This is a genomic window from Polynucleobacter acidiphobus (assembly GCF_003065385.1).
GTDB lineage: Bacteria > Pseudomonadota > Gammaproteobacteria > Burkholderiales > Burkholderiaceae > Polynucleobacter > Polynucleobacter acidiphobus.
In genome coordinates, this window is record NZ_CP023277.1 from 1,508,422 (window position 1) to 1,533,165 (window position 24,744).

The 24,744-nt window shown below is 48.8% G+C and carries 26 protein-coding genes; 11 read left to right on the top strand and 15 right to left on the bottom strand.

All coding sequences use genetic code 11. The annotated features are described in order from the left end of the window. Positions 1-54: 54 nt before the first annotated feature. Positions 55-1,254, top strand: coding sequence for an acetylornithine transaminase (locus AOC32_RS07925; protein WP_108508939.1), 1,200 nt, complete (start codon positions 55-57; stop codon positions 1,252-1,254). Here AOC32_RS07925 and AOC32_RS07930 read toward each other — a convergent pair. Genes AOC32_RS07930 through AOC32_RS07960 form a run of 7 tightly spaced genes read right to left on the bottom strand, consistent with a single transcriptional unit; the run spans position 1,251 to position 7,456 of the window. Then, positions 1,251-2,009 (bottom strand): ABC transporter ATP-binding protein, encoded by a 759-nt coding sequence (locus AOC32_RS07930; RefSeq protein ID WP_108508940.1) that lies wholly within the window; start codon positions 2,007-2,009, stop codon positions 1,251-1,253. The genes AOC32_RS07925 and AOC32_RS07930 overlap by 4 nt on opposite strands. After that, complete coding sequence (locus AOC32_RS07935) at positions 2,006-2,773, bottom strand: ABC transporter ATP-binding protein (protein WP_108508941.1); 768 nt, start codon at positions 2,771-2,773, stop codon at positions 2,006-2,008. The genes AOC32_RS07930 and AOC32_RS07935 overlap by 4 nt, the downstream gene beginning before the upstream one ends. Then, the gene (locus AOC32_RS07940; protein ID WP_325051144.1) at positions 2,770-3,879 is read right to left on the bottom strand and encodes an ABC transporter permease subunit; all 1,110 of its coding nucleotides are present in this window, start codon (positions 3,877-3,879) and stop codon (positions 2,770-2,772) included. Before AOC32_RS07940 ends, AOC32_RS07935 begins: the two co-directional genes overlap by 4 nt. After that, on the bottom strand, positions 3,872-4,807 hold the full coding sequence (locus AOC32_RS07945; RefSeq protein ID WP_108508943.1) for a branched-chain amino acid ABC transporter permease: 936 nt from the start codon (positions 4,805-4,807) through the stop codon (positions 3,872-3,874). The genes AOC32_RS07940 and AOC32_RS07945 overlap by 8 nt, the downstream gene beginning before the upstream one ends. Positions 4,808-4,855: 48 nt before the next feature. Then, positions 4,856-6,010, bottom strand: coding sequence for a branched-chain amino acid ABC transporter substrate-binding protein (locus tag AOC32_RS07950; RefSeq protein ID WP_234409733.1), 1,155 nt, complete (start codon positions 6,008-6,010; stop codon positions 4,856-4,858). A 30-nt stretch (positions 6,011-6,040) separates the two neighbouring features. Then, on the bottom strand, positions 6,041-7,000 hold the full coding sequence (gene ispH, locus AOC32_RS07955) for a 4-hydroxy-3-methylbut-2-enyl diphosphate reductase (RefSeq protein ID WP_108508945.1): 960 nt from the start codon (positions 6,998-7,000) through the stop codon (positions 6,041-6,043). 9 nt (positions 7,001-7,009) lie between these two features. After that, positions 7,010-7,456, bottom strand: a complete 447-nt coding sequence (locus AOC32_RS07960; RefSeq protein ID WP_199908501.1) for an FKBP-type peptidyl-prolyl cis-trans isomerase — start codon at positions 7,454-7,456, stop codon at positions 7,010-7,012. 36 nt (positions 7,457-7,492) lie between these two features. Here AOC32_RS07960 and radC point away from each other — a divergent pair, with 36 nt between their 5' ends. The 3 genes from radC to rpmG all read left to right on the top strand — a co-directional run bounded on the left by radC (position 7,493) and on the right by rpmG (position 8,697). After that, entirely contained in the window at positions 7,493-8,188 is a 696-nt protein-coding gene (gene radC, locus AOC32_RS07965; RefSeq protein ID WP_267895634.1) for a RadC family protein, read from the top strand. A 97-nt stretch (positions 8,189-8,285) separates the two neighbouring features. Continuing rightward, positions 8,286-8,519, top strand: a complete 234-nt coding sequence (gene rpmB / locus AOC32_RS07970; protein ID WP_108508948.1) for a 50S ribosomal protein L28 — start codon at positions 8,286-8,288, stop codon at positions 8,517-8,519. Between the two features lie 10 nt (positions 8,520-8,529). After that, entirely contained in the window at positions 8,530-8,697 is a 168-nt protein-coding gene (rpmG, locus tag AOC32_RS07975) for a 50S ribosomal protein L33 (RefSeq protein ID WP_108508949.1), read from the top strand. A gap of 50 nt (positions 8,698-8,747) precedes the next feature. On the opposite strand, the gene AOC32_RS07980 is transcribed toward rpmG, so the two are convergent. From AOC32_RS07980 to purN, 3 genes are read right to left on the bottom strand one after another with little or no spacing between them, the layout of a single operon-like run. Next, the gene (locus AOC32_RS07980) at positions 8,748-9,953 is read right to left on the bottom strand and encodes a DesA family fatty acid desaturase (protein WP_108508950.1); all 1,206 of its coding nucleotides are present in this window, start codon (positions 9,951-9,953) and stop codon (positions 8,748-8,750) included. Positions 9,954-10,004: 51 nt separating this feature from the next. Continuing rightward, positions 10,005-11,450: an RsmB/NOP family class I SAM-dependent RNA methyltransferase gene (locus tag AOC32_RS07985; RefSeq protein ID WP_108508951.1), complete on the bottom strand. Its 1,446-nt coding sequence runs from the start codon at positions 11,448-11,450 to the stop codon at positions 10,005-10,007. A gap of 13 nt (positions 11,451-11,463) precedes the next feature. Next, positions 11,464-12,096 (bottom strand): phosphoribosylglycinamide formyltransferase, encoded by a 633-nt coding sequence (purN, locus tag AOC32_RS07990; protein ID WP_108508952.1) that lies wholly within the window; start codon positions 12,094-12,096, stop codon positions 11,464-11,466. A gap of 39 nt (positions 12,097-12,135) precedes the next feature. Here purN and AOC32_RS07995 point away from each other — a divergent pair, with 39 nt between their 5' ends. Genes AOC32_RS07995 through dut form a run of 5 tightly spaced genes read left to right on the top strand, consistent with a single transcriptional unit; the run spans position 12,136 to position 18,142 of the window. Further along, on the top strand, positions 12,136-13,089 hold the full coding sequence (locus AOC32_RS07995; protein WP_108508953.1) for a bifunctional riboflavin kinase/FAD synthetase: 954 nt from the start codon (positions 12,136-12,138) through the stop codon (positions 13,087-13,089). Then, complete coding sequence (ileS, locus tag AOC32_RS08000; RefSeq protein WP_108508954.1) at positions 13,082-15,946, top strand: isoleucine--tRNA ligase; 2,865 nt, start codon at positions 13,082-13,084, stop codon at positions 15,944-15,946. The genes AOC32_RS07995 and ileS overlap by 8 nt, the downstream gene beginning before the upstream one ends. 2 nt (positions 15,947-15,948) lie before the next feature. Continuing rightward, positions 15,949-16,446 (top strand): signal peptidase II, encoded by a 498-nt coding sequence (lspA, locus tag AOC32_RS08005; RefSeq protein WP_108508955.1) that lies wholly within the window; start codon positions 15,949-15,951, stop codon positions 16,444-16,446. A gap of 25 nt (positions 16,447-16,471) precedes the next feature. Beyond that, positions 16,472-17,677, top strand: a complete 1,206-nt coding sequence (gene coaBC, locus AOC32_RS08010) for a bifunctional phosphopantothenoylcysteine decarboxylase/phosphopantothenate--cysteine ligase CoaBC (RefSeq protein WP_108508956.1) — start codon at positions 16,472-16,474, stop codon at positions 17,675-17,677. A 15-nt stretch (positions 17,678-17,692) separates the two neighbouring features. Further along, a complete protein-coding gene (gene dut / locus AOC32_RS08015) occupies positions 17,693-18,142 on the top strand; it encodes a dUTP diphosphatase (RefSeq protein WP_108508957.1) in 450 nt (149 codons plus the stop codon). 20 nt (positions 18,143-18,162) lie between these two features. Here dut and clpA read toward each other — a convergent pair whose 3' ends face one another. Further along, complete coding sequence (clpA, locus tag AOC32_RS08020; RefSeq protein WP_108508958.1) at positions 18,163-20,472, bottom strand: ATP-dependent Clp protease ATP-binding subunit ClpA; 2,310 nt, start codon at positions 20,470-20,472, stop codon at positions 18,163-18,165. Then, positions 20,469-20,816 (bottom strand): ATP-dependent Clp protease adapter ClpS, encoded by a 348-nt coding sequence (clpS, locus tag AOC32_RS08025; RefSeq protein ID WP_371817053.1) that lies wholly within the window; start codon positions 20,814-20,816, stop codon positions 20,469-20,471. The genes clpA and clpS overlap by 4 nt, the downstream gene beginning before the upstream one ends. A gap of 307 nt (positions 20,817-21,123) precedes the next feature. On the opposite strand from clpS, the gene AOC32_RS08035 reads away from it, so the two are divergent. Continuing rightward, positions 21,124-21,327 carry a cold-shock protein gene (locus AOC32_RS08035; RefSeq protein ID WP_108508961.1) on the top strand — a complete coding sequence of 68 codons (204 nt, stop codon included), beginning with the start codon at positions 21,124-21,126 and terminating at the stop codon, positions 21,325-21,327. A 68-nt stretch (positions 21,328-21,395) separates the two neighbouring features. On the opposite strand, the gene icd is transcribed toward AOC32_RS08035, so the two are convergent. Then, positions 21,396-22,646: an NADP-dependent isocitrate dehydrogenase gene (icd, locus tag AOC32_RS08040; protein WP_108508962.1), complete on the bottom strand. Its 1,251-nt coding sequence runs from the start codon at positions 22,644-22,646 to the stop codon at positions 21,396-21,398. 91 nt (positions 22,647-22,737) lie between these two features. On the opposite strand from icd, the gene AOC32_RS08045 reads away from it, so the two are divergent. Continuing rightward, positions 22,738-23,181: a DUF192 domain-containing protein gene (locus AOC32_RS08045; protein ID WP_108509397.1), complete on the top strand. Its 444-nt coding sequence runs from the start codon at positions 22,738-22,740 to the stop codon at positions 23,179-23,181. Positions 23,182-23,184: 3 nt separating this feature from the next. On the opposite strand, the gene ppnP is transcribed toward AOC32_RS08045, so the two are convergent. After that, positions 23,185-23,490, bottom strand: a complete 306-nt coding sequence (gene ppnP / locus AOC32_RS08050) for a pyrimidine/purine nucleoside phosphorylase (RefSeq protein WP_108508963.1) — start codon at positions 23,488-23,490, stop codon at positions 23,185-23,187. A gap of 24 nt (positions 23,491-23,514) precedes the next feature. Further along, positions 23,515-24,744 (bottom strand): argininosuccinate synthase, encoded by a 1,230-nt coding sequence (locus AOC32_RS08055; RefSeq protein WP_108508964.1) that lies wholly within the window; start codon positions 24,742-24,744, stop codon positions 23,515-23,517.

Below are 24,744 nucleotides of genomic sequence, written 5' to 3' on the forward strand. Positions count from 1 at the left end.
CCTGCCATTGAGGGCAGATTCCCTTTTTACACCGATCTTTTGTATGATTGCGCTATGAATCAACTTTCTGATCCTCGTCCTGTTGATGCCCATTCGGTGATGTATATCACCAAGCGGCCTGACATCATCATGATGGAGGGCAAAGGCTCGTGGTTGATCGATCAAAATGGCAAGCGCTACTTGGACTTCCTCCAAGGATGGGCCGTGAATTGCTTGGGGCACTGCAATCCTGGCATTGTTGCTGCATTAAACGCGCAAGCCCAGAAATTGATTAATCCTAGCCCTGCGTTCTATAACGAACCGATGATTCGGTTATCCGATTTACTGACGAGCCATAGCTGCTTTAACAAAGTGTTTTTTGCCAATAGTGGCGCCGAAGCCAATGAGGGTGCGATCAAGCTCGCCAGAAAATGGGGACAAATCCACAAAGGCGGTGCTTATGAAATCATTACCTTTGATCATAGTTTTCATGGGCGGACCTTAGCAACGATGAGCGCATCGGGCAAGCCGGGCTGGGATACCCTCTTCGCCCCCCAGGTGCCAGGCTTTCCTAAAGCTGATCTCAACGATATTGAATCGGTCAAACGCTGCATTACCGATAAAACGGTTGCCGTCATGCTAGAACCAGTCCAGGGTGAAGGTGGCGTTATTCCTGCTGATGATGCCTTCATGAAAGAACTACGCCAACTGACCAAAGAGCACAACCTATTGCTCATCGTTGATGAAGTGCAGGCTGGTTTTGGAAGAACTGGAAAGTTATTTGCCTACCAACATTTTGGGATTGAACCCGACATCATGACCCTTGGCAAAGGAATTGGTGGGGGCGTTCCTCTCGCGGCCCTTTTATGCACCGATGCAGTCGCCTGCTTTGTGCCCGGCGATCAAGGGGGCACCTACAATGGCAATGCCCTAATGACCGCGGTTGGGATTAGCGTGATTGAACAACTCCTGGCCCCGGGCTTTTTGGACTCAGTGATTCAAAAAGGAGCGTTCCTGCAAAGTGAATTACTTAAACTTTGCTCTGAATTCGGGTTGCAAGGCGAACGTGGCAAAGGTCTTCTTCGGGCCCTCATGCTCGGTAAAGATATCGGGCCCTCCTTGGTCGAGCTTGCACGAGAGTATGAGCCCGAGGGCTTACTGATTAATTCGCCTAGGCCCGATCTGTTGCGTTTTATGCCCGCACTCAATGTCACCGAAGAAGAAATTCTTACGATGTGTGCTACTTTGCGGGCTCTGCTAAAGAAACTGGCTTAAGTTTCTTTGGTCTCTTTGGTTTTTAGATCCGCACCCAAATACGCTTCGCGAACCCGGTCGTCATTTAATAACTGATCGGCTGATCCCGATAGGGTAATCGCACCACTCTCCATCACATACGCTCGATCTGCCATGGATAAGGCCAAGCGGGCATTTTGCTCGACGAGCAAGATCGTCATGCCCTGTTGATTCAGATTTTGAATCACCTCAAAAATAGTTTCCACCATGAGTGGTGCCAAGCCCATTGAGGGCTCATCCAATAAGAGAAGCTTTGGCTTCGCCATCATCGCACGAGCAATCGCTACCATTTGCTGCTCCCCGCCAGAGAGAGTACCAGCCAATTGCGACAAACGTTCGCGCAGGCGTGGAAAGGTTGCAAGTACCACCTCAAGGTCCCGATCAATGCTTTCCGCCGACTGAGAACCCTGGCGAATATACGCACCCATTTGCAGGTTCTCCAAAATGGTCATCCTTGCAAATACTCCCCGGCCTTCTGGCACCAATCCAATCCCAAGCTCGGCTAACTCATAGGCCGGCCGGCCCCCTATGGCGCGCCCTAAGAATTGAATCGATCCGGCGCTTGGCTTAAGAAGACCAGCAATTACTTTTAGCGTCGTGGTTTTACCCGCGCCATTGGCGCCGATCAAGGTAACTAACTCTCCAGCGTTGATATACAGGTCAATCCCTTTAACGGCGGCAATTCCGCCATACGACAACTTCAGATGCTTGATCCCTAAAAGAGGTGTCGTACTCATGCCGCCGCCCCGCCTAAATAAGCCCGAATCACCTCTGGATGACTGCGTACTGCATCGGGCAATCCATCGGCAATCACCTTGCCATAATCAAGCACGGTCAAATGATCACAAAGACTCATTACGAGATGCACATCGTGCTCAATGAGCAAAATAGTTTTGCCATCAGCGCGGATCTTTAGGATTAATTCTTTTAATTCCAGCTTCTCACTGGCATTCATCCCCGCAGCTGGCTCATCAAGAGCCAATAGAATTGGTTCAGTAGCTAAAGCACGGGCAATTTCAAGGCGTCGTTGGTACCCATAGGATAAATTTTTAGCCTTATGTCGTGCATAGTCTTGCAAGCCAACATATGCAAGTAAGGCAAGCGATTTTTCACGGATGGCACGCTCTTCACGTCGATTAGATTGTGTGCCCAAGATAGCGCCCCACATGCCAATTGAGGAGCGGCAATGGCACCCCACCATGACATTCTCTAATGCGGTCATTTCTTTAAATAAGCGAATGTTCTGAAAGGTTCTAGCGATACCCGCTTGGGTGACCTGAGATACTGAATGGGGAGAATACGGCTGGCCCTGAAGCTCAAACCTACCCTGATCGGCTGGATATAAGCCGGTGATGACATTAAAGAAAGTGGTTTTGCCAGCCCCATTGGGACCAATGAGTCCAGCAATTGCCCCTGCGCGCACACGAATACCCACCTCATCAAGCGCCTGAATGCCTCCAAAGCGCTTCGATACTCCAGAAATCATTAAGAGATCGCTCATCCGTTTGAGGCTTTCAAAGCATCCGGTTTTTGCCAAATTCCATTGGGTCGGTAGAGCATGATGAGGATCAGCGCCAAACCATACAGTAACTGACGAATAATTTCGGTATCAACCAGAACTGATCCAAAGACAAACTGCTGAATCGGGGCTGCAATGCTGCGTAAGAGTTCAGGAAAAATGGCGAGCAAGATCGCCCCAAGAATCACCCCAGGAATATGCCCCATCCCGCCCATCACCACCATGGCTAAAACCACGATCGATTCCCATAAGGTGAACGACTCAGGCGACACAAAGCCCTGAAAGGCGGCAAATAATACCCCTGCGGCACCTGCAAAACTGGCACCAATGGCAAACGCCAGTAATTTCATATTACGAGTCTCAATCCCCATCGCCTCCGCGGCGATCTCATCCTCACGAATGGCCACCCACGCCCGACCAATGCGGGAATGCTCTAGACGTGAGCAAACAATCGCAACCAGAATGGCAAGGATTAAGAAAAAATAGAAGAGTAAATACAGCGAAGGAATCTCAAAGCCCCAGATGCTCATTGGCTTTGAGAGCTTGATACCAAAGAGCTCGATTGGATGAATGCTGCCAATCCCCTTAGGCCCATTTGTTAAATTCAGGGGGCGATCGAGATTATTTAAGAAGATCCGAATAATTTCCCCAAACCCCAAGGTCACAATCGCCAAATAATCACCGCGTAACTTTAGTGTTGGAAATCCAAGAAGCACCCCAAAAATGGCAGCTAGGCCAAAAGAGATGATGAGTGCACCCCACAGAGGAAAATGAAGGCCCGCAGGAAAAACAGCGGCAATGGCAGGAAATTGTGTAGTGAGATGGGGTGAGGCAAGTAAAGCATAACTGTAGGCGCCCACTGCATAAAAAGCGATGTAGCCCAAATCAAGTAAGCCCGCAAAACCAATCACCACATTGAGGCCTAATGCGAGAACAACGTACAGCAAGGCAAAATCCAAAACACGAACCCAGTAGTTGCCACCAGCCGATCCCACGATCCATGGTAGCGCTAATAATGCGATCGCACTGACGATCCAAAATCGTTGTTGATCACGACGCGATGCGCGCTGAAAAAATGGTTTAAGCACGATCCGATACTCGCTCACCCAATAAACCGCGAGGCCTAAATACCAACACTAAGATTAAAACCATGAAGGCAAAAATATCTTGATAGTTGGATCCTAAGAGACCGCCAGTCCAATCGCTAATGTATCCAGCCCCAATTGCCTCAATCAGACCAAGCAAGAGTCCACCTAACATCGCCCCCTGAATATTGCCGATGCCCCCCAGTACTGCAGCCGTAAAGGCTTTTAACCCAGGAATAAATCCCATTGAGAAATGTACATTGCCGTAGTTGGTGGCCATCATGATCCCAGCAAGGGCCGCAAGTGCGCCCCCTAACATAAACGTGATCGAAATGACCCGATTAGGATTAACGCCCATCAGCGCAGCCACGTTCGGCTGCTCAGCCGTTGCTCGCATCGCCCGTCCAAGCTTGGTCTTTTGCACAATTAGGAGCAATAAAGCCATGACTGAAAAAGACGTAACAATAATTACAATTTCTTTACCCGTGATGGTTGCCCCTGAACCAAAGACATCGATGGGTGTCGAGGGTAGCAACTGAGGATAGGTCATGGGATTACGAGACCAGATGATCATGGCCAAAGTTTGCAATAAAACCGAGACGCCAATCGCAGAAATTAAGGGTGCTAAACGTGGTGCTTGACGCAACGGCCGATAGGCAAAACGCTCAATCAAATAGCTAACCAAGGCGCACACAGCCATGGTCATCAATAGAACTAAAACCAATAGCACCCATGGTGGCAAACCCAGCGGTAATTGCGTGATCAGTGTGATGAGGGTGAGGGATACCATGGCTCCGATCATGAGAACTTCGCCATGAGCAAAGTTAATGATTCCTAAGATCCCATAAACCATGGTGTAGCCCAATGCAATCAGAGCATAGATACTACCCAGCACCAGGCCATTCAAAATCTGCTGTAGCAGAATATCCATCGACAATCAGTCTATAAAAAATAAGCACCGCGCTGGGTGCTTATCGAATTACTGGATCTTAATAATTTCGAGGACTGACTTCTTCTTATCCTTGTAGTCGTATAAGGTGATCACGCTTTCCCTGAGATCCCCTTTATCATCAAACGCAATATTGCCGATCAAACCCTTCATTTGCGTTTGAGGCATCACGGCTAAGATCTTGGCCGGCTCAACTGAGTTGGCACGTTTCATCGCATCCACAATCACATAAACCGCATCGTATGAGAATGGAGCATAGATATCGACATCGATATTGAAGCGCTCTTTATATTTTTTCTGAAACTCGGGACCCGCTTCCATTTTTGAGAGGGTCATCGCAGCTTCTGAACAAGCCACGTTATTAATCGCATCACCAGCCAGCTCAGCCAATTTGTCGGTACAAATTCCGTCGCCACCCACAATTTTGGCTTTGATGCCCAACTCCTTTGCCTGCTTAGCTAAGGGGCCACCCGTAGCATCCATTCCGCCATACATGATGACATCAGGCTTACCGGCCTTCACCTTGGTGAGAATGGCCTTAAAGTCGGTTGCCTTGTCATTGGTTGCCTCACGGGGCAATACCTTGATACCAGCAGCTTTCACTGTTTTCTCAAACTCGTCTGCGAGGCCCTTGCCATATTGAGTCGAGTCATCAATGATTGCCACCACTTTTGCTTTTAAATTCTTGGCCACATAATCAGCTAGAGCTGGACCCTGTTGTGCATCAGTGGCCACTAAGCGAAAAGCGGTTTTGAAGCCCTGCTTGGTGTATTCAGGATTGGTTGCCGATGGGGAAATTTGGGTGATGCCGGCGTCATGGTAAATCTTTGATGCAGGAATCGTAGTCCCAGAATTCAAGTGACCCACCACTGCGACAACTTTTGCATCAACTAATTTTTGAGCAACTTGAGTAGCGGTCTTGGGATCGGCTGCGTCATCTTCTGGAACTAACTTCAGCACCACCTTCTTACCATTGATTGTTAATCCTACCTTATTAATTTCCTCAACCGCCAAAACAGCACCATTTTCATTTTGCTTACCCATATGAGCAATCGATCCAGTCAGTGGGGCCACATGACCGATCTTCACTTCGCCATCATTGGCCTTGCCGCCACATGCAACTAGCAAGCCCACCGTCGCAAGCGAAAGTACGCTGTATGAAAACATCCTTTGATATGGTTTCATGGGCAAATCCTCCAAGTGAATGAATAGAAATTAAACAGGATGCGTGAGATTTTTTGGTAAGGAGAAAGTGACATCCTCCACAACCCCATCCAAGGATCGAATTTGACGTGGGCCAAACTCTTGAATACGAGCCACGATCGCTTGCGCAAGACTCTCTGGCGCCGATGCGCCCGCGGTTAAACCAACTCGCTTTTTGCCTTCAAACCATTCGGGCCGAAGCTGATCCGGAGCATCAACCATGTAAGCCGGTACGCCTAATTTTTCAGCCAATTCCCGCAGACGATTAGAGTTCGAGCTCGCCTGACTTCCCACGACAATTACCAATTGGACTTGGGGGGCCATAAATTTCACGGCATCTTGTCGATTTTGAGTGGCGTAACAAATGTCCTGCTTCTTCGGTTGGATAATTTTGGGGAATTTTTTGGTAAGCGCATTCACAATTTCTTTCGTTTCATCGACCGAAAGAGTGGTTTGGGTCACAAATGCCAAGCGCTCATCGCTAGAAAAATTGAGTTTTTCCACATCATCTAAATTCTCAATCAGGAAGATGCCGCTCTCGACCTGCCCCATGGTTCCCTCAACCTCTGGGTGGCCAGCATGACCAATCATGAATACCGTAAACCCATCTTTGCACAACTTCACCACTTCAACGTGTACTTTAGTGACCAAGGGACAGGTTGCGTCATATACCTGCAAGCCGCGCTCAGCAGCGTCTTGGCGAACCTGCTGAGAAACTCCGTGGGCGCTGTAGATCACAATCGCTCCACGCGGAATTTCATCAATCTCGTCAACAAAAATCGCACCCTTTGCGCGCAATTCATCAACCACGTATTTGTTGTGAACGATTTCATGGCGCACATAAATCGGGGCACCAAAGCGACTAAGCGCCTCATTCACGATATTAATCGCTCGATCGACGCCGGCACAAAATCCCCTGGGCTGCGCCAAGAGTATTTCAGCACTTTCAGAGGGCAATGGGTTACTTTGCATGGATCTTGATTACAAAATGGCAATAATTTCTGCTTCAAAACTTAACTGCTTACCTGCGAGAGGATGGTTGAAATCAAACCACGCGCCCTCTTCATTAATGGATTGCAATACACCTGCATATTGTGCACCGCTAGGCGCATTAAATTCAATCATATCGCCCGGGGCAAATTCCGGAACTTCATCGGTATTGGCTAACAATACATCCATACTCACCCACTGGATGAGCTCGGGCTTATGCTCCCCAAACGCATCTTGCGGGCTTAGAACAGCCGAGCGCTTTTCACCAACTTTAGCGCCTAGCAAAACCTTTTCAAAACAGGGGGCGAATTGACCCGTACCCAATTGCATCGTCGCCGGTCGATCGTCGAAGGTGTTGATGTAATCCTCCCCGCCCGGGAGGGTCAATCGATAGTTGATGGTCAAGAAAGAATCAGGGGAAACGGTAGGCTCACTCATGCTGCCATTGTAGCCAGAGAGGCGCAGAATCACCCAATCTCCCAATGGCCAAAAGCACAACAGCCCCGCGAGAAATTAATCCGCCAAGGCGCCGCCTCCCTATCCGATGCTGAGCTCTTGGCTATTTTTCTGCGTTCTGGGGTTAAAGGTAAAAGCGCTGTTTCATTGGCCCAAGATCTGCTAAGTCAATTTGGAGGGATGCAAGGCCTGGTGAATGCACCAGTCTCTGATATTTACCGCTGCCATGGGATAGGGCCTTCAAAATGGGCTCAAATCAAGGCAGCCTATGAACTGGTGAAACGCTGCCTTCATGAAAGCCTCTCTCAACAAGCGATATTCTCATCCTCAACCCAAGTCAGGGAGTTTTTACAAACCAAAATTGCCAGACTGGAGCACGAGGTATTTCTTTGTCTGTATCTAGATAACAGCAATCGCCTAATCGAGTGCCAAGAGCTCTTTCGGGGATCGATTGATCAAACGGCGATTTACCCTAGAGAAATCATTAAAGAGTGCCTGAATCGCAATGCCAGTGCCCTGGTGATTGCCCATAACCACCCCGGGGGCAACCCACTTCCCAGCCCCAATGATGAAGCCATTACCCACGAACTGAGGCAAGCACTCCACTGGGTCAATATTGCGCTTCTGGACCATTGCATCGTGGCAAAGCATGGTTTTTTCTCTTTTTCGGATGCTGGCTTAATAGAAAAGCCTATAAATGAGAGTATTTACTAACTTTTTGCCGTGATCCATTCCGAATATTGATGAAACCCTAGCGCCAAAGGGCAGATGCCTGCTACAATCGATGTTTTTCGTACTGAAGGAGTGTGTCATGGCAAAAGTTTGCCAAGTCACTGGGAAAAAGCCGATGGTCGGCAACAATGTTTCCCATGCAAATAACAAAACAAAGCGTCGCTTTTTGCCTAATTTGCAAAATCGCCGTTTCTGGGTTGAGTCTGAAAATCGTTGGGTTAGCCTTCGCTTAACCAACGCCGGACTTCGTTTAATCGACAAGAATGGTATTGATTCTGTTTTGGCAGATCTTCGTGCCCGCGGTCAAGTTTAAGGATTGAGTAATGGCTAAAGGCGCACGCGAGAAAATCAAGTTAGAGTCGACTGCTGGTACCGGTCACTTCTATACCACCACTAAAAACAAACGAACCAAACCCGAGAAAATGGAGATCATGAAGTTTGATCCAAAAGCTCGTAAGCACGTTGCTTATAAAGAAACCAAGATTAAGTAATTCGTCTTTACGTCGAAACTAAAAACCCGTTCACATGAACGGGTTTTTTATTAGGCCGGATTCGAATAACGTCTAAGACGCAGTGAGAACTCTTTCAGGGAGTGCGGGCCAGTCTCTTCGGCCCGATTGCACCATGAACGCAGCTGTCCCAGCAATTGCTCACGAGTGGCGTTGGAGCGGCCCCAAATTGCATGCAACTCACGACGCATCTCAATCATCTTGCGTAACTGAGAATTCGTTTTCATGAGCTCCTCGAGTTTTTCTTTCTCAAGCGCCGTCAATTTGGTCTCATCTTTATACAGCCAATCACGCGCATCCTTGAGGTGCGCTGCAAATTCTTGCATGTGCTGGAACTCGTTTGCAATGCACCGCTTTAGGGTTTTGCTATAACGCGCCATGATCTCGTAGCGATTGGCAATAATAGCCTCTAGAGTCTTATCATCGGCAGGACGCACTTCGGAGAGAACGGGCTTGGGTGGAACTTTCTTCACCTTTGCCAAACCGAGAGAGCGCAAGGCGCAAATGTAAACCCAACCAATATCAAACTCATACCATTTGTTCGATAACTTGGCGCTCGTTGCGTAGGTATGGTGATTGTTATGAAGCTCTTCTCCACCAATCAAAATGCCCCACGGCACGATATTGGTTGATGCATCTTCACAGTCGTAGTTCCGATATCCCCAATAGTGGCCGATTCCATTAATGACACCTGCGGCAGTGATGGGGATCCAGAGCATTTGTACAGCCCAAACGGTTGCACCAATTGCGCCAAACAAAAATAAATCGATGATGAGCATCAGGCCAACGCCTTGCCATGTAAAACGCGAATAGAGATTGTGCTCAATCCAGTCATCGGGAGTACCGTGACCAAACTTTTCAAGTGTTTCTTTCTTTGCAGCTTCTACCTTGTAGAGTTCTGCGCCGCGCAAAAGAACGGTGTCGATCCCTAAAACTTGCGGACTATGTGGATCTTCAACGGACTCGCATTTCGCATGATGTTTGCGGTGAACCGAGGCCCACTCCTTGGTTACCATACCCGTAGTCAACCATAACCAGAACCGGAAGAAATGAGAGGGGATGGCATGCAGGTCGAGTGCTCGATGGGCCTGACAACGATGTAAAAAAATCGTAACACTAGCAATCGTAATGTGGGTCATGACCAGGGTAAAGATCACGATCTGCCACCAAGCCCAGTCCAAGTAACCGTGGGCCAACCACTGAATCAATCCATCATGCAAACTAGAAATGGTACTCATCTCCAAACAAATCTCCCTCATTAACTGCGATCATGCTTCTAACCCCTTATTTTAAGGCTTTCGCTGCATAATTGCCCCAAAAAATCCATCGGTTCCATGCTGTGAGGGTAAAAGTTGCCACCAGGGCTTGTCATTACTGGTGCCAATCGGAATTCCATCATGTAAAAAATGACTTCCCAGAGCCTCTTTAGCGGATAAAAGCTCAAAATCAGGGTGTTTTTCAAGGAAAAGGTTCACAAGCTCTTGATTTTCTTGATCTAAAAGACTACAGGTGGCGTAAACCAGACGACCCCCTGGCTTTAGCAAACGGGCCGCCGACTCCAAAATGGCCAGTTGGGTGGGGGCTAATTTGGCGATCTCGGCTGGTGTTTGGCGCCACTTGAGGTCGGGATTACGACGCAAGGTCCCCAATCCGCTGCAAGGAGCATCCACCAAGACGCGGTCAATTTTTCCTGCAAGGCGCTTAATTCTGGGGTCTCTCTCACTATCAATCCACATGGGATGCACATTGGATAGGCCGCTTCGCGCTAAGCGTGGTTTTAAGTTCGCCAGGCGTCGCTCAGAGGTATCAAATGCATAGAGGCGGCCGGTATTGCGCATCATCGCACCCAAGGCCAAAGTCTTGCCGCCGGCTCCAGCACAAAAATCAACCACCATTTCTCCTCGCTTGGGATCGAGCAAGTGACATAGGATTTGACTACCCTCATCCTGGACCTCAAACAAGCCATCTTTCATCCAGGTCGAGCTTTGCAAGGCAGGTTTTCCAAAAATACGAATTCCGTCTTGGGAGTAAGGCGTTGGGTGCGCCTCAAACCGATTCGCACTTTGATTCATTTGCAACAGCAATTGATCACGTGAGGTCTTTAATGTGTTCACACGCAAATCCAGTGGTGCCGGCTTCATGAGAGACTCAGCCAAACGACCGCCCTCTTCCTCACCAAAAGACTGAACCATCGTGTTCCAAAGCCATTCTGGCAAATTATGTTTTACTAGTCGTGCCAGTGCATCACGATCGACTTGGCCAAAGCGACTGAGCCATTCGTACTCCTCCTTTTGTACGACAAAGGCCAAATCAGCGAGCGCGCTCTCTAGCCGATTTGCGGTCCCAAGCCCCCCTTCAGATAAGGCTGAAACTAGGCCCAGCAAGGCCAAGCGGCGGGCTAGGGAGCCAGAGCCACTGGCTGCAAATTGAGAAAACTCCTGCTTGCGGCGCAATACAGAAAATGCAGCTTCAGCAATTAAGGCGCGATCGCGATTACCTAATTTGGGATGCGCACGAAAGTAACGACTAACAACCCGATCGGCTGGTTGATCAAATTGCAATAACTCGGGAAGCAACTGCTCGAGATGCAAAACATGCTGCGGTAGCGCCTTTGCATGCGAGTAATTTTTTTGTCCCTGAGGATTAATCAGCACGGGCGCTTTGGCATCCTTACTCTTTGCATACTTCTTTTCTTTAGATATCCGCTTTGAAGCGGTAGAGGAGGATCGCGTCATGAACTCGCCGTTCTTATGGAAAAGGAATGTACTGTAACTCAGGTGGGTCAACACTCACTCGATTACCCGCAATCTGTAAACGCCCCTGAATAAACCACTCAACTGCTAATGGATAGATTTGATGCTCCGTCTTTAAAACCCGAGCAGCCAACTCGCTTGGGGTATCGGTGGGCAAGACAGGGACCTCACTTTGACAAATAATGGGACCCTCATCTACGCCAGCGCTAACAAAATGCACTGTGGCACCATGCACCCGATCCCCCGCCTCCAAGGCCCGCTCATGGGTATGCAAACCAGGAAAACGTGGCAATAAGGAAGGGTGGATGTTCATCATGCGCCCCTCATAATGCTCAATGAACTCTGGGGTTAGGATTCTCATAAAACCAGCCAAAACTACAAGATCTGCACCAAAGGCATCAATTTGTTGCATCAATGCCTCATCAAAGGCTTCCCGGCTTGGATAGTCCCGGTGATGAATCACCGCGGTGGGAATCCCAACCGACTTGGCAAACTCAAGCCCCTTAGCCTCGGGCTGATTGGCAATTAAGCCCGTAAATCGCACATCCCATGATTTTGCTTTTGCGGCCTTGTAAATTGCCTCGAAATTAGAGCCGCGCCCTGAAATTAAAGAAACGATTGAATGCATGACCAACAATATAATTCAAGGCTAGCCTGAAAGCGAACTGTGAAGGTATTTCGAAGACTTAAGCCTGCCTCGACCCAAGCGCCATCCGCCCTAACCATTGGCAACTTTGATGGTGTGCATCGCGGCCATCAAGCATTGCTCCAGCAATTAGTGGAAGGTGCGCGCACGCGTCATTTAAGCCCCTGTGTACTCACCTTTGAGCCCCACCCCCGAGAATTTTTTTCACCGCACGATGCACCGCCCCGAATTCAGAATCTTCGAGACAAGTTGATGGCCCTAAGGCAATGTGCTGTCGATACCATTGCAATTGAAGAATTTAATCAAGCCTTCTCCCAACTCAGTCCCTCTGAGTTTGTACAAAACATCTTGCTTGAAAAACTCAATACCAAATGGATACTCATTGGTGATGATTTCTGTTACGGTGCCAAACGCGCTGGTAATTTTGATAGCTTGGTGGCCGCCGGTAAGCAGTATGGTTTTGAAGTTAGTCGCATCCCAAGCGTTCTCGAGACCGATGAGCGAATCTCGTCTTCACTGCTAAGACAAGCTCTTGAGCAGGGCGACATGAAGCGAGCCACACAACTGCTCGGACGCCCTTTTTCAATTTCGGGTCACGTGCTGTATGGAAAGCAACTAGGGCGCACGCTCGGATTTCCCACCATCAATTTAGCGGTTTGCACGCGTCATCCCAATGCCAAACCGGTGACAAGCGGTATTTTTGTGAGTCAAGTGTATGGCTTGGGTGAGAAGCCTTTGCCTGCCGTCTCGAGCTTAGGAGTGCGACCATCGGTTGAGAGTACGGGTCAGGTTCTTTTAGAAACCCACATCTTTGATTTCAACCGATCCATCTATGGGCAAGTGGTTTGCGTAGAATTACTAGCTCGACTGCATGAAGAACGAAAATACCCCGACCTAACCACCCTACAAGCTGCCATTCAAGATGATGCCCAAAAGGCTCGTCAATACTTTCTAAAGAAAAATTCGTATGTCTGATAAATCCCCAAACTACCCGGTCAATTTGCTTGAGACCAGCTTTCCCATGCGCGGTGATTTACCCAAGCGGGAACCCAAATGGGTAGAGGAGTGGCAACGCAATAAGGTCTATGAGGCGATTCGCAAGGCTCATGCTGGGCAACCAAGCTTTATCTTGCACGACGGCCCTCCCTACGCCAACGGTGATATTCATATTGGTCATGCGGTCAATAAGATTCTGAAAGATATGATCGTTAAGTCCCGCTGGTTAATGGGCTTTGACGCCGTCTATGTGCCAGGCTGGGATTGCCATGGCATGCCTATTGAGATTCAGATTGAAAAACAATTTGGCAAAAACTTACCGACCGCCGAGGTACAAGCTAAAGCCCGCGAATATGCGCAGGCTCAGGTTGCCAAGCAGAAAAAAGATTTTCAGCGCTTAGGGGTTCTTGGTGAGTGGGATCAGCCCTACCTCACCATGGATTTTCAGAATGAAGCGGACGAGATTCGTGCGCTTGGCAAGATCTGGAAAAAGGGGTATGTCTTTCGTGGATTAAAACCGGTGAACTGGTGCTTTGATTGCGGCTCAGCCCTTGCCGAAGCAGAAGTGGAGTATCAGGATAAAACGGATCCAGCGGTTGATGTTGGTTTTGCCTTTGATTCCAATCAAAATGCAAAACTTGCGAATGCATTTGGTCTCAAAGAACTACCCAATAAACCAGGCATGGCCGTGATTTGGACCACAACCCCATGGACCTTACCAGCGAATCAAGCCTTAAACGTCCATCCCGATCTTGAGTACGCACTGGTTGAAACCGATCAGCGCTTGCTATTGCTGGCTAAAGATCGGGTTAAGGACTGTTTGGAGCAGTATGGTCTCGAGGGAAAGGTTATAGCAAGTTGTAAAGGTAAGGTGCTCGAGGGCATTTCCTTCTGGCATCCCTTGGCCAATTTAGACGCTGGGTACAAACGCTTAGCTCCGATTTACTGCGCTGATTACGTCACACTCGATACTGGAACGGGCCTAGTGCATTGCGCTCCCGCCTATGGTGAGGATGACTTCAAGTCCTGTAAGGCTCATGGCTTAGCTGATCACGACATCATCAATCCGGTCATGGGCGATGGTGTGTATGCCTCCTCCTTGCCACTCTTTGCTGGTCAACATATTTGGAAAGCCAATCCAAACATTGTGAAAGCGCTTGATGAGGCTGGCAGCCTTTTGAAGAATAAATCCTATACGCACTCCTACATGCATTGCTGGCGACACAAGACCCCGATCGTCTACCGTGCTACCTCACAATGGTTTGCCAGCATGGATAAAAAACCAGCTGGTGAGAAGGCCTCATTGCGTGAAACCGCCTTGGCGGGAGTTGAGAGTACGCACTTCTATCCAGCCTGGGGTAAGCAACGCTTACACAGCATGATTGCCAATCGTCCCGATTGGACCCTTTCCCGGCAACGGCAATGGGGCGTGCCCATGGCATTTTTGATTCACAAAGAAACGGGCGAGCCGCATCCTCGCACACCTGAGTTGCTTGAGCAAGTTGCTCAGTTGGTTGAAAAAAATGGGATTGAAGCTTGGCAGAATCTAACGGTTGAAAGCTTGCTGGGTGACGAGGCAAGCGCTTATGAGAAAAATCGTGACACGCTCGATGTCTGGTTTGACTCGGGCACGACACATTGGCATGTGATGCGCGGCTCACATCGCAACGTACTATATCGCCAGGAATCTGAGGGCGCAGAAGGTCGTTGGGCTGATCTTTATTTAGAGGGCTCTGATCAACATCGCGGTTGGTTTCATTCGTCACTCTTAACTGGTGCCATGCTCGATGGCAAACCCCCGTATCGCGCCCTCTTAACCCATGGCTTTACAGTGGATGGCCAAGGTCGCAAGATGAGTAAGTCAGTGGGTAATGTGATAGCGCCTCAAGAAGTGGCTGACAAACTGGGTGCTGAAATTATTCGTCTCTGGGTTGCTTCGACCGACTACTCGGGAGAGATGTCAATCTCCGATGAGATTTTGAAACGAGTCGTTGAAAGCTATCGACGTATTCGTAATACCCTACGCTTTCTCTTGGCAAACCTTGCAGATTTTGATCCACAAAAAAATCAGCTACCTCCTTCCGAATGGCTAGAGATTGATCGCTATGGCGTTGCGCTGGCAGCTGACTTACAAAACACCATCGAAGCACACTACCGTGATTATGAATTTCATCCAGCGGTCTCAAAAATATTAGCGTTTTGTTCTGAAGATTTAGGTGGCTTCTATTTGGACATTCTGAAAGATCGTCTTTACACCATGCCTGCGAATTCGGTGGGTCGGCGCTCTGCTCAAAATGCCTTATTTCATATTAGCCAACACTTACTCAAGTGGCTATCGCCCTTCCTCAGCTTCACCGCTGAAGAGGCTTGGAAATGCTACCCGCACTTTGCCAAGTCCAAAGAGAGTGTATCGATCTTCACCGAAGAATTTGGATCCTTTCCTGAAATAAAGGACGCTCAATCCTTACTTGCTAAATGGCAACGCATTCGCGAGATCCGCTCTGACATTACGAAAGCCATCGAGCTCGAACGCGAAGCCGGCAAGATTGGATCTTCCTTGCAAGCTGAGTTACTGATCCAAGTAAACGCGACTGATTTTGAGTTACTGCAATCGATTGCTTCGGATCTTCGCTTTGTAACGATTACCTCAAATGCGGAGATTGCAAAATCCACTGATGGCAATACTCAGATCACAGTCAAGCCAAGCGCCTATCAAAAATGCGCGCGTTGCTGGCATCACACAGCCGATACTGGATCCCATCCAAACCATCCCGATCTCTGTGGGCGCTGCATCAGTAATCTCGATGGCGCTGGTGAACTTCGTCAGTTTGCATAAACATGGTTCAAGCATCCCCCCAAGAAAGCTCAAGCAAATGGTATTTACTGCTAGCCCTTGGGGTATTGATTGCTGATCAAATCACTAAGTGGTGGGCTCAAATGAGTCTGCCGATGGCCCAGGCGATCAAGGTCACTGATTTTCTGAATTGGTTCTTAATTTATAACCCAGGTGCCGCCTTCTCCTTTTTGTCTCAGGCAGGTGGTTGGCAACGCTGGTTTTTTACCGTCATTGGGATTGTTGCGGCCGTTGTGATTATTTGGCTCTTACAGAAAAATACCCAAGATCGTCCATTTTGTCTTGCCCTTTCCTTAATCCTTGGTGGGGCCATGGGCAACGTCATCGATCGCTTGCTATATGGCGCTGTAGTTGACTTTATTGACGTGCACTATGACGGTTGGCACTGGCCAGCCTTCAATATTGCTGATAGTGCGATCTCAATTGGTGCTACATTAATTGTTATCAACGAAATACGACGGGCCATTAAAGACCGCCCCTAGAGTCAAATCGATTTGGAACCCGCGCATGACCTCGTTAGCAAACAAAAAAATTGTTTTAGGAATCTCCGGCGGAATTGCAGCGTATAAATCTGCTGAATTAGTCCGCGCCCTGATTCAGGAGGGGGCCGAGGTTCAAGTGGTGATGTCAGAATCCGCCATGCAATTCATTACGCCGGTCACCATGCAAGCACTCAGCGGCAAACCGGTCTTTAGTAGTCAATGGGATCCGCGGATTAGCAATAACATGGCGCACATTGAGCTATCCCGTAAGGCCGATGCGATTTTGATTGCCCCTGCAAGCGCCGATCTCATGGCAAAACTATCGCTTGGTTTGGCGGATGATTTACTAACGACGATGTGCCTTGCGCGCGATTGCCCTCTTTTGATTGCGCCCGCCATGAATCTGCAAATGTGGGCTCACCCTGCTACCCAACGTAGCCTCCAGCGACTTCAAAACGATGGCGTTGCAGTTCTTGGCCCCGGAAGCGGTGACCAGGCATGTGGTGAAGTTGGCATGGGTCGGATGCTGGAGCCCTCTGAGCTATGCGAGCAACTGATCGCGTTTTTCCAGCCACAGGTTTTAAGTGGAAAACGGGTACTCATTACAGCCGGTCCAACATTTGAGGCTATCGACCCAGTCCGTGGCATTACTAATCTGAGTTCCGGGAAAATGGGATTTGCAATCGCCCAAGCGGCCGTTGAAGCGGGCGCTGAAGTTCACCTCATCGCTGGCCCTTGTGATTTACCCACGCCCTTGCAGAGCACCGGTCGAATTAAGCGGACGAATGTAATCACGGGTGAAGAGATGCATCGGGCCACGCTCGCCTCTGCCGATTGCGATGTATTTTTCGCAGTCGCTGCTGTTGCCGATTGGACGATTGCCAATCGTGCCTCACAAAAGATTAAGCGTCAAGAGCAGTCTGGACTTCATTTAGAGTTTCGTTCGAACCCCGATATCTTGCTCGATATGGCTAAATTAGCCAAGCGCAAATCAAAGCCATACTGTGTTGGCTTTGCTGCTGAAACCGATCGTTTGGGTAAACACTCTAAAGAGAAACGGATTCGCAAGGGCATCCCAATGATTGTGGGAAATATCGGTCCCACCACCTTTGGTCTTGATACTAATGAAATTCTCGTGGTGGACGACAAAGGCAGTAAAAACCTAGGGCACGCCAGCAAGTTAGAGCTCGCCAGAAAACTCATTGCCATCGTTGGCTCCCGCTTACCTTAAATAGGACTATCAATCGTGCAAGTTCTTCAAGTCAAAATCCTCGATGAGCGGATGCGCTCGCAAATGCCTAGCTATGGCACCCCAGGAAGCGCTGGATTAGATTTGCGCGCCTGCATTGACAACGCAATTGAGCTTGCCCCTGGTCAAACGGAGCTCATTCCAACAGGTCTGGCAATTTATATTGAAGATCCTCGTTACGCTGCGATGATTCTGCCGCGCTCAGGACTCGGTCATAAACACGGAATTGTGTTGGGTAACCTCGTCGGATTAATTGACTCAGATTACCAGGGTCAGCTGATGGTGAGCGCGTGGAACCGAGGCTCTACCGCATTTCGATTGGAGCCGATGGAGCGTTTAGCGCAACTTGTGATCGTTCCAGTACTTCAAGTGGAACTCAAAGTGGTTACTGAGTTTGAGAGTAGCACCCGGGGTACAGGTGGCTTTGGTAGTACTGGACGCGGATAGCTCCGCGCCCAGGGATTTCTTTAGATTTCTTCGACTGGCTCGATACTCGCCTTGCTCGATTTACTCGGCGGCTGATTCGAGGATTGAATCTGCAACTGCACCTTACCATCCTCATCAATATCCACCACCACCGAACCGCCATGGGCTAAGCGCCCAAAGAGCAATTCATCGGCCAAGGCTTTACGCACCGTATCCTGAATAATTCGCTGCATGGGTCGCGCACCCATAAGCGGATCAAAGCCATGCTTGGCCAAATAGGAACGCAAGGCAGTACTAAAGACCGCATCGACTTTTTTCTCGTGCAATTGTTCTTCAAGCTGCATGAGGAACTTATCCACTACGCGCATAATGATGGACTCATCTAAGGCTTTAAAGGAGACAATCGCATCTAAGCGGTTTCTAAACTCCGGGGTGAAGAACTTCTTGATGTCTGCCATTTCATCACCCTGCTCACGCGCATTGGTAAAGCCCATGGTCGACTTTTGCATCGCTTCCGCACCCGCATTGGTGGTCATAATGATGATGACATTACGAAAATCCGTCTTCCGTCCGTTGTTATCGGTTAAGGTGCCGTGATCCATGACCTGCAAAAGGATATTGAAAATATCCGGATGCGCCTTCTCAATTTCATCGAGCAACAAAACGCAATGCGGTTTCTTTGAGACGGCTTCGGTTAGTAATCCGCCTTGATCAAAGCCAACGTAGCCAGGAGGTGCACCAATCAAACGGCTTACCGCATGACGCTCCATGTATTCCGACATATCAAAACGGAGCAGCTCAATACCCATGATGAAGGCCAACTGCTTCGCAACCTCAGTCTTGCCGACCCCGGTGGGACCTGAAAAGAGGAAGGAGCCGATTGGCCGATCAACTTTACCTAAGCCAGCACGGGTCATCTTGATAGCGCTTGCAAGCGCCTCAATCGCTGGGTCTTGGCCAAAGACAACACTCTTAATATCGCGATCCAAGGTTTGTAACTTGCTGCGATCATCGACCGACACTGATTGCGGTGGGATACGTGCAATCTTCGCCACAATTTCCTCAATCTCTTGGCGGTTAATGGTTTTCTTCTGCTTTGATTTGGGGAGGATGCGCTGAGCAGCACCTGCCTCATCAATCACATCAATCGCCTTATCTGGCAAATGCCGATCATTAATATACCGAGATGACAATTCAGCAGCGGCTACGAGCGCGGCAGCTGCGTACTTGACACCATGGTGCTCCTCAAAGCGAGACTTCAAGCCACGCAGAATTTGCACGGTTTGATCTACGGTGGGCTCTACCACGTCGACTTTTTGGAAACGCCGCGAGAGAGCCGCATCCTTTTCAAAGATGCCACGGTACTCAGTAAAGGTGGTTGCACCAATACATTTAAGCGTTCCACTCGACAGTGCTGGCTTTAACAGATTGCTCGCATCCAAGGTTCCGCCAGAAGCCGCACCCGCACCAATCAGGGTATGAATCTCATCAATAAATAGGATGCCATGGGGATTGTCTTTTAAGGACTTCAGGACACTTTTGAGTCGCTGCTCAAAATCACCGCGGTATTTGGTCCCTGCCAGCAATGCGCCCATATCCAAGGAGTAAACCGTCGCATTTGCCAAAATCTCTGGAACCTCACCCTTTGTGATTCTCCAGGCCAGGCCCTCGGCAATCGCGGTCTTACCAACACCAGCCTCACCAACTAAAAGGGGATTGTTTTTACGTCGCCGGCATAAGACTTGAATGACTCGCTCGACCTCGCCTTCGCGCCCAATTAATGGATCGATCTTGCCCTGACGCGCCATCGCATTTAGGTTTTGGGTAAATTGATCGAGCGGACTTTCTTTGCCGCTGCTTGCAGCCTCCTCAGTATCAGGGCTAGCCTCAGCTGCTTTTGCGGGTTCCGTGTTGTCTTTGCGAACGCCGTGACTGATAAAGTTCACTACGTCCAAGCGGGTTACCCCTTGCTGTTGCAAGAAATAGACCGCATGCGAATCTTTCTCACCAAAGATAGCCACCAACACATTAGCGCCAGTCACCTCTTTTTTGCCATTCGAGGTCGACTGCACATGCATGATGGCACGCTGAATCACCCTCTGGAATCCAAGCGTTGGTTGAGTATCGACCTCTTCGGTTCCAGGAACCACCGGGGTGTTGTCATTAATAAAATTTTTCAGCTGGGAGCGCAACTCTGCAATATTGACCGCACAGGCCTTCAGAACCTCGACCGAGGTGGCGTTATCCAATAACGCGGATAGCAAGTGCTCAACCGTAATGAACTCGTGGCGCGCTGCGCGAGCGTCCACAAAAGCCATATGCAAACTTACTTCCAGTTCTTGAGCAATCATGCTTCCTCCATAGTGCACTGCAATGGGTGACCCGCTTCACGGGAACGTTCTATGACTTGATGGACCTTGGTCGAGGCCACATCGCGGGTATAGATACCGCAGACGCCTTTTCCTGCCAGATGCACTTGCAACATGATGCGAGTTGCTGTCTCTTGATCTTTATTAAAGTATTCCTGAATCACCATCACCACAAATTCCATCGGTGTGTAGTCGTCGTTTAACAACATCACTTTGTACATGGCCGGCACCTTGACCTTTTCAGCCTGCCGTTCCAATAAAACCGTGTCTTCCTTAAATGGGGTGACTGGGTTTCCTCCGGGGGGTGTTTTGGAATTACGACTCATGAGAAACATTCTAACCACACCGCAAAACTCTGCAATAAATCCACACAAATCAGGTTTTCATCTGACGAAAACCCTTCAAAATCAAGGCATATTTGTCATATTGGGGCGTTTTTATGAAAAAAAAGGGTTTTTCCTAGTGATATTCAGTCATATTTCCTTGACACCCCCTCAAAAAGGGCAAACAATCAACCTTGTGGTGTTTTTCTCGTTTGAGATTTACCTGCATTAGGCGTGTTGCGGAGTAAGACTGATCAAAAGGTATTTCCCCTCTTCACGGTTGTCTTTAGATTTTTGTAATGGAGTTCGCATGGCGACCGGAGTTGTTAAGTGGTTTAATGATGCAAAAGGTTTCGGTTTTATCAAACCGGATGATGGAGAAGAAGAGTTGTTTGCACACTTCAGTGCAATCACGATGAGCGGCTTTAAAACCCTCAAAGAAGGTCAAAAAGTAACGTTTGACATTACTCAAGGCCCAAAAGGTAAACAGGCAACCAATATTCAAGCTGCCTGATCACTAGCTGATCCCAAGTAAAAACCCCAGGCTTCAACCTGGGGTTTTTCTTTTGGAGTTCCTGCGAATTACATATTGTCAATCATGACCTGACCAAAGCCCGAGCATGAAACCTGGGTTGAATCTGGCAATAAGCGCGCAAAGTCATAAGTTACCTTCTTTGAAAGAATGGCTTTTTCCATCGAAGAAATAATCAAATCAGCGGCTTCGGTCCAACCCAAATGCCGCAGCATCATCTCGGCCGACAAGATCTCGGAGCCAGGATTGACGTAATCTTTACCAGCATATTTGGGGGCTGTGCCGTGGGTTGCCTCAAACATTGCGATGCTATCGGACATATTTGCCCCTGGCGCAATTCCAATTCCGCCGACCTGGGCAGCGAGTGCATCCGAAATATAGTCTCCATTGAGATTTAAGGTCGCAATCACACTGTACTCATTGGGGCGTAATAAGATCTGCTGCAAAAAGGCGTCAGCAATCACATCCTTAACAATGATGTCTTTACCGGTTTTGGGGTTCTTAAATTTGCACCATGGACCACCATCGATGAGTTGTGCTCCAAATTCTTTCATGGCTAACTCATAGCCCCAATCACGGAAACCCCCTTCGGTAAATTTCATGATGTTGCCCTTGTGAACCAAGGTGACAGAAGGCTTGTCATTATCGATGGCGTATTGGAAAGCTTTGCGAACTAAACGCTGGGTACCCTCACGTGATACGGGCTTGATACCAATACTGGAGGACTCTGGGAAACGAATCTTCTTCACACCCATTTCTTTAATCAAGAAATCCACCATCTTTTTGGCACCTTCAGTGCCGGCTTCCCATTCAATACCCGCATAGATATCTTCGGAGTTCTCGCGGAAGATCACCATATCGGTCTTCTCGGGCTCGCGCACGGGAGAGGGCACTCCCTTGAAATACCGCACTGGACGCAAGCAAACATACAAATCAAGGGATTGACGTAATGCAACGTTCAAAGAACGAATGCCACCACCAACCGGGGTAGTCAACGGACCTTTAATGGATACAACGTATTCTTTAACCGCGTCGAGGGTCTCATCAGGCATCCAAACATCTGGACCATAGACCTTAGTTGATTTTTCTCCAGCATAGACCTCCATCCAAGAAATCTTGCGCTTGCCGCCATAAGCCTTCTCAACTGCAGCGTCGACTACCTTGATCATCACTGGGGTGATGTCCATCCCAGTCCCATCTCCCTCGATAAACGGAATAATGGGGTTATTCGGAACATTGATGGAAAAATCAGGGTTGACCGTAATTTTTTCACCTGCTGGGACTTTGATGTGCTTGTACATGATGCTTTTCTCCGTTTAACGAATATGGTATTTTCGCATGAGGCAACACTGCCTATTCCTGAAAATGCACTATTTTAATTCCCCTGGCCCAATGATCCGCAAATACTTGACCATTCTGGCGACCTCTTTTTTGTTCATCCTGACAGAAAATACCGCCGCTCAGGGCTCCTCCCTACCAATCATTGAACTCAAGGCCGGAATGTACCGGATTGAGGCTGAACTCGCCGACACCCCGGCAGCCCGACAAACTGGCTTAATGTACCGAACGTTTATGCCCACCAATGCTGGAATGCTCTTTGTTTTTCCAGAAAAGGCGATTCATTGCTTTTGGATGCGCAATACGAAGTTGCCGCTAACCATCGCGTTTATTGATGATGATGGCAAGATTGTGAATCTTTCCGATATGGATCCTGAAACCCAGAATAACCACTGCCCCCGAGCACCGGTTCGGTTCGCCCTAGAAATGAATCAAAAGTGGTTTGCACAACGGGCCCTTGGACCCGGCACGGTGATTACAGGTCTGCCAAAACGCTAGTAACTAGCCAAAGTGGCAAACGTAATGCACCGGTTGTTCAGCTCGAATCACAAAATATCCACCGGCCTCAACGGTCCATGATTGCCCAGCAGTAAAGGCTTTTTCAGCCTGACCATTAATACTGACATGTGCTGTGCCCTCAACGACTTCCATCACCTCTTTGGTGCTGAGATCAAAGCGCAAGGTACTGGGCAAAATCACCCCGACTGATTTACGGACCCCATCCGGCAATGTAACGGTATGGGATACGCACTTCCCATCAAAATAAACATTTGCCTTTTTGCCAACTGAAACACCATCGAACTGCATATCAACTCTTTCGTAATTTAGTGATTATTTTGTACGTTTGCGTTTTGCAATTTCAGCAATTCGCATCCGCAATGCATTAAGTTTAATAAAGCCACCGGCGTCGGCTTGGTTATATGCGCCACCATCATCATCAAACGTTGCAATATTTTGATCAAACAAGGTATTCGCTGAATCGCGTGCCAACACAGAAACCGAACCTTTGTACAGCTTGAGACGCACAACCCCGTTCACAGTTTTCTGAGTATGGTCAATTAAGGTCTGCAATGCCAAGCGCTCAGGCGACCACCAATAGCCGTTATAAATTAGCGCTGCATAGCGCGGCATCAGATCATCCTTAAGATGGGCAACTTCACGGTCTAAGGTAATGCTTTCAATCGCACGATGCGCTTTGAGCAAAATAGTTCCACCAGGCGTCTCATAGCAACCCCGGCTCTTCATTCCAACAAAACGATTCTCGACCAGATCCAGTCGGCCAATGCCGTGCGCACCGCCCAGTCGATTTAACTCGGCCAGTAATTCATGAGGCTTTAGAGACTTTCCATTGATCGCGACTGGGTCGCCCTGCTTAAATTCGATTTCAATTACCTGCGCTTGATCGGGAGCCCTCTCTGGGGAAACAGTCCAGCGCCACATCGCCTCTTCCGCTTCTGCGTTTGGATCTTCGAGATGCCGACCCTCAAAACTAATGTGCAATAGATTGGCATCCATGGAATAAGGGGCGCCCCCTTGCTTGTGCTTCATCTCTACAGGGATGCCGTGTTTTTCTGCATAGGCCAAAAGTTTTTCTCGGGAAAGCAAATCCCACTCACGCCAGGGAGCAATCACCTTAATTCCAGGCTCAAGGGCGTAATACCCAAGCTCAAATCGCACTTGGTCATTGCCCTTACCTGTCGCGCCGTGAGACACCGCATCCGCCCCCACCTGACGCGCAATCTCAATTTGACGTTTTGCAATTAAAGGGCGAGCAATCGAGGTTCCTAGTAAATATTCGCCTTCGTAAATCGTGTTTGCCCGAAACATCGGAAACACAAAGTCACGCACAAACTCTTCACGTAAATCATCAATAAAGATATGCTCGGGCTTAATGCCGAATTTGAGAGCCTTGGCACGGGCAGGTTCGAGCTCCTCACCTTGACCCAAGTCAGCGGTGAAGGTAACGATCTCACAGCCGTAAGTATCTTGAAGCCATTTCAGAATTACGCTGGTATCAAGGCCGCCAGAATAGGCCAGCACGGCTTTTTTAATTTCGGACAT

Bases quoted from the DNA above. Each gene is read 5' to 3' on its own strand.
- AOC32_RS07925 (WP_108508939.1), top strand. From the start codon at position 55: ATGAATCAACTTTCTGATCCTCGTCCTGTTGATGCCCATTCGGTGATG.
- AOC32_RS07930 (WP_108508940.1), bottom strand. From the start codon at position 2,009: ATGAGTACGACACCTCTTTTAGGGATCAAGCATCTGAAGTTGTCGTAT.
- AOC32_RS07935 (WP_108508941.1), bottom strand. From the start codon at position 2,773: ATGAGCGATCTCTTAATGATTTCTGGAGTATCGAAGCGCTTTGGAGGC.
- AOC32_RS07945 (WP_108508943.1), bottom strand. From the start codon at position 4,807: ATGGATATTCTGCTACAGCAGATTTTGAATGGCCTGGTGCTGGGTAGT.
- AOC32_RS07950 (WP_234409733.1), bottom strand. From the start codon at position 6,010: ATGAAACCATATCAAAGGATGTTTTCATACAGCGTACTTTCGCTTGCG.
- ispH (WP_108508945.1), bottom strand. From the start codon at position 7,000: ATGCAAAGTAACCCATTGCCCTCTGAAAGTGCTGAAATACTCTTGGCG.
- AOC32_RS07960 (WP_199908501.1), bottom strand. From the start codon at position 7,456: ATGAGTGAGCCTACCGTTTCCCCTGATTCTTTCTTGACCATCAACTAT.
- rpmB (WP_108508948.1), top strand. From the start codon at position 8,286: ATGGCAAAAGTTTGCCAAGTCACTGGGAAAAAGCCGATGGTCGGCAAC.
- rpmG (WP_108508949.1), top strand. From the start codon at position 8,530: ATGGCTAAAGGCGCACGCGAGAAAATCAAGTTAGAGTCGACTGCTGGT.
- AOC32_RS07980 (WP_108508950.1), bottom strand. From the start codon at position 9,953: ATGAGTACCATTTCTAGTTTGCATGATGGATTGATTCAGTGGTTGGCC.
- AOC32_RS07985 (WP_108508951.1), bottom strand. From the start codon at position 11,450: ATGACGCGATCCTCCTCTACCGCTTCAAAGCGGATATCTAAAGAAAAG.
- purN (WP_108508952.1), bottom strand. From the start codon at position 12,096: ATGCATTCAATCGTTTCTTTAATTTCAGGGCGCGGCTCTAATTTCGAG.
- ileS (WP_108508954.1), top strand. From the start codon at position 13,082: ATGTCTGATAAATCCCCAAACTACCCGGTCAATTTGCTTGAGACCAGC.
- lspA (WP_108508955.1), top strand. From the start codon at position 15,949: ATGGTTCAAGCATCCCCCCAAGAAAGCTCAAGCAAATGGTATTTACTG.
- coaBC (WP_108508956.1), top strand. From the start codon at position 16,472: ATGACCTCGTTAGCAAACAAAAAAATTGTTTTAGGAATCTCCGGCGGA.
- clpA (WP_108508958.1), bottom strand. From the start codon at position 20,472: ATGATTGCTCAAGAACTGGAAGTAAGTTTGCATATGGCTTTTGTGGAC.
- clpS (WP_371817053.1), bottom strand. From the start codon at position 20,816: ATGAGTCGTAATTCCAAAACACCCCCCGGAGGAAACCCAGTCACCCCA.
- AOC32_RS08035 (WP_108508961.1), top strand. From the start codon at position 21,124: ATGGCGACCGGAGTTGTTAAGTGGTTTAATGATGCAAAAGGTTTCGGT.
- icd (WP_108508962.1), bottom strand. From the start codon at position 22,646: ATGTACAAGCACATCAAAGTCCCAGCAGGTGAAAAAATTACGGTCAAC.
- AOC32_RS08045 (WP_108509397.1), top strand. From the start codon at position 22,738: ATGATCCGCAAATACTTGACCATTCTGGCGACCTCTTTTTTGTTCATC.
- ppnP (WP_108508963.1), bottom strand. From the start codon at position 23,490: ATGCAGTTCGATGGTGTTTCAGTTGGCAAAAAGGCAAATGTTTATTTT.
- AOC32_RS08055 (WP_108508964.1), bottom strand. From the start codon at position 24,744: ATGTCCGAAATTAAAAAAGCCGTGCTGGCCTATTCTGGCGGCCTTGAT.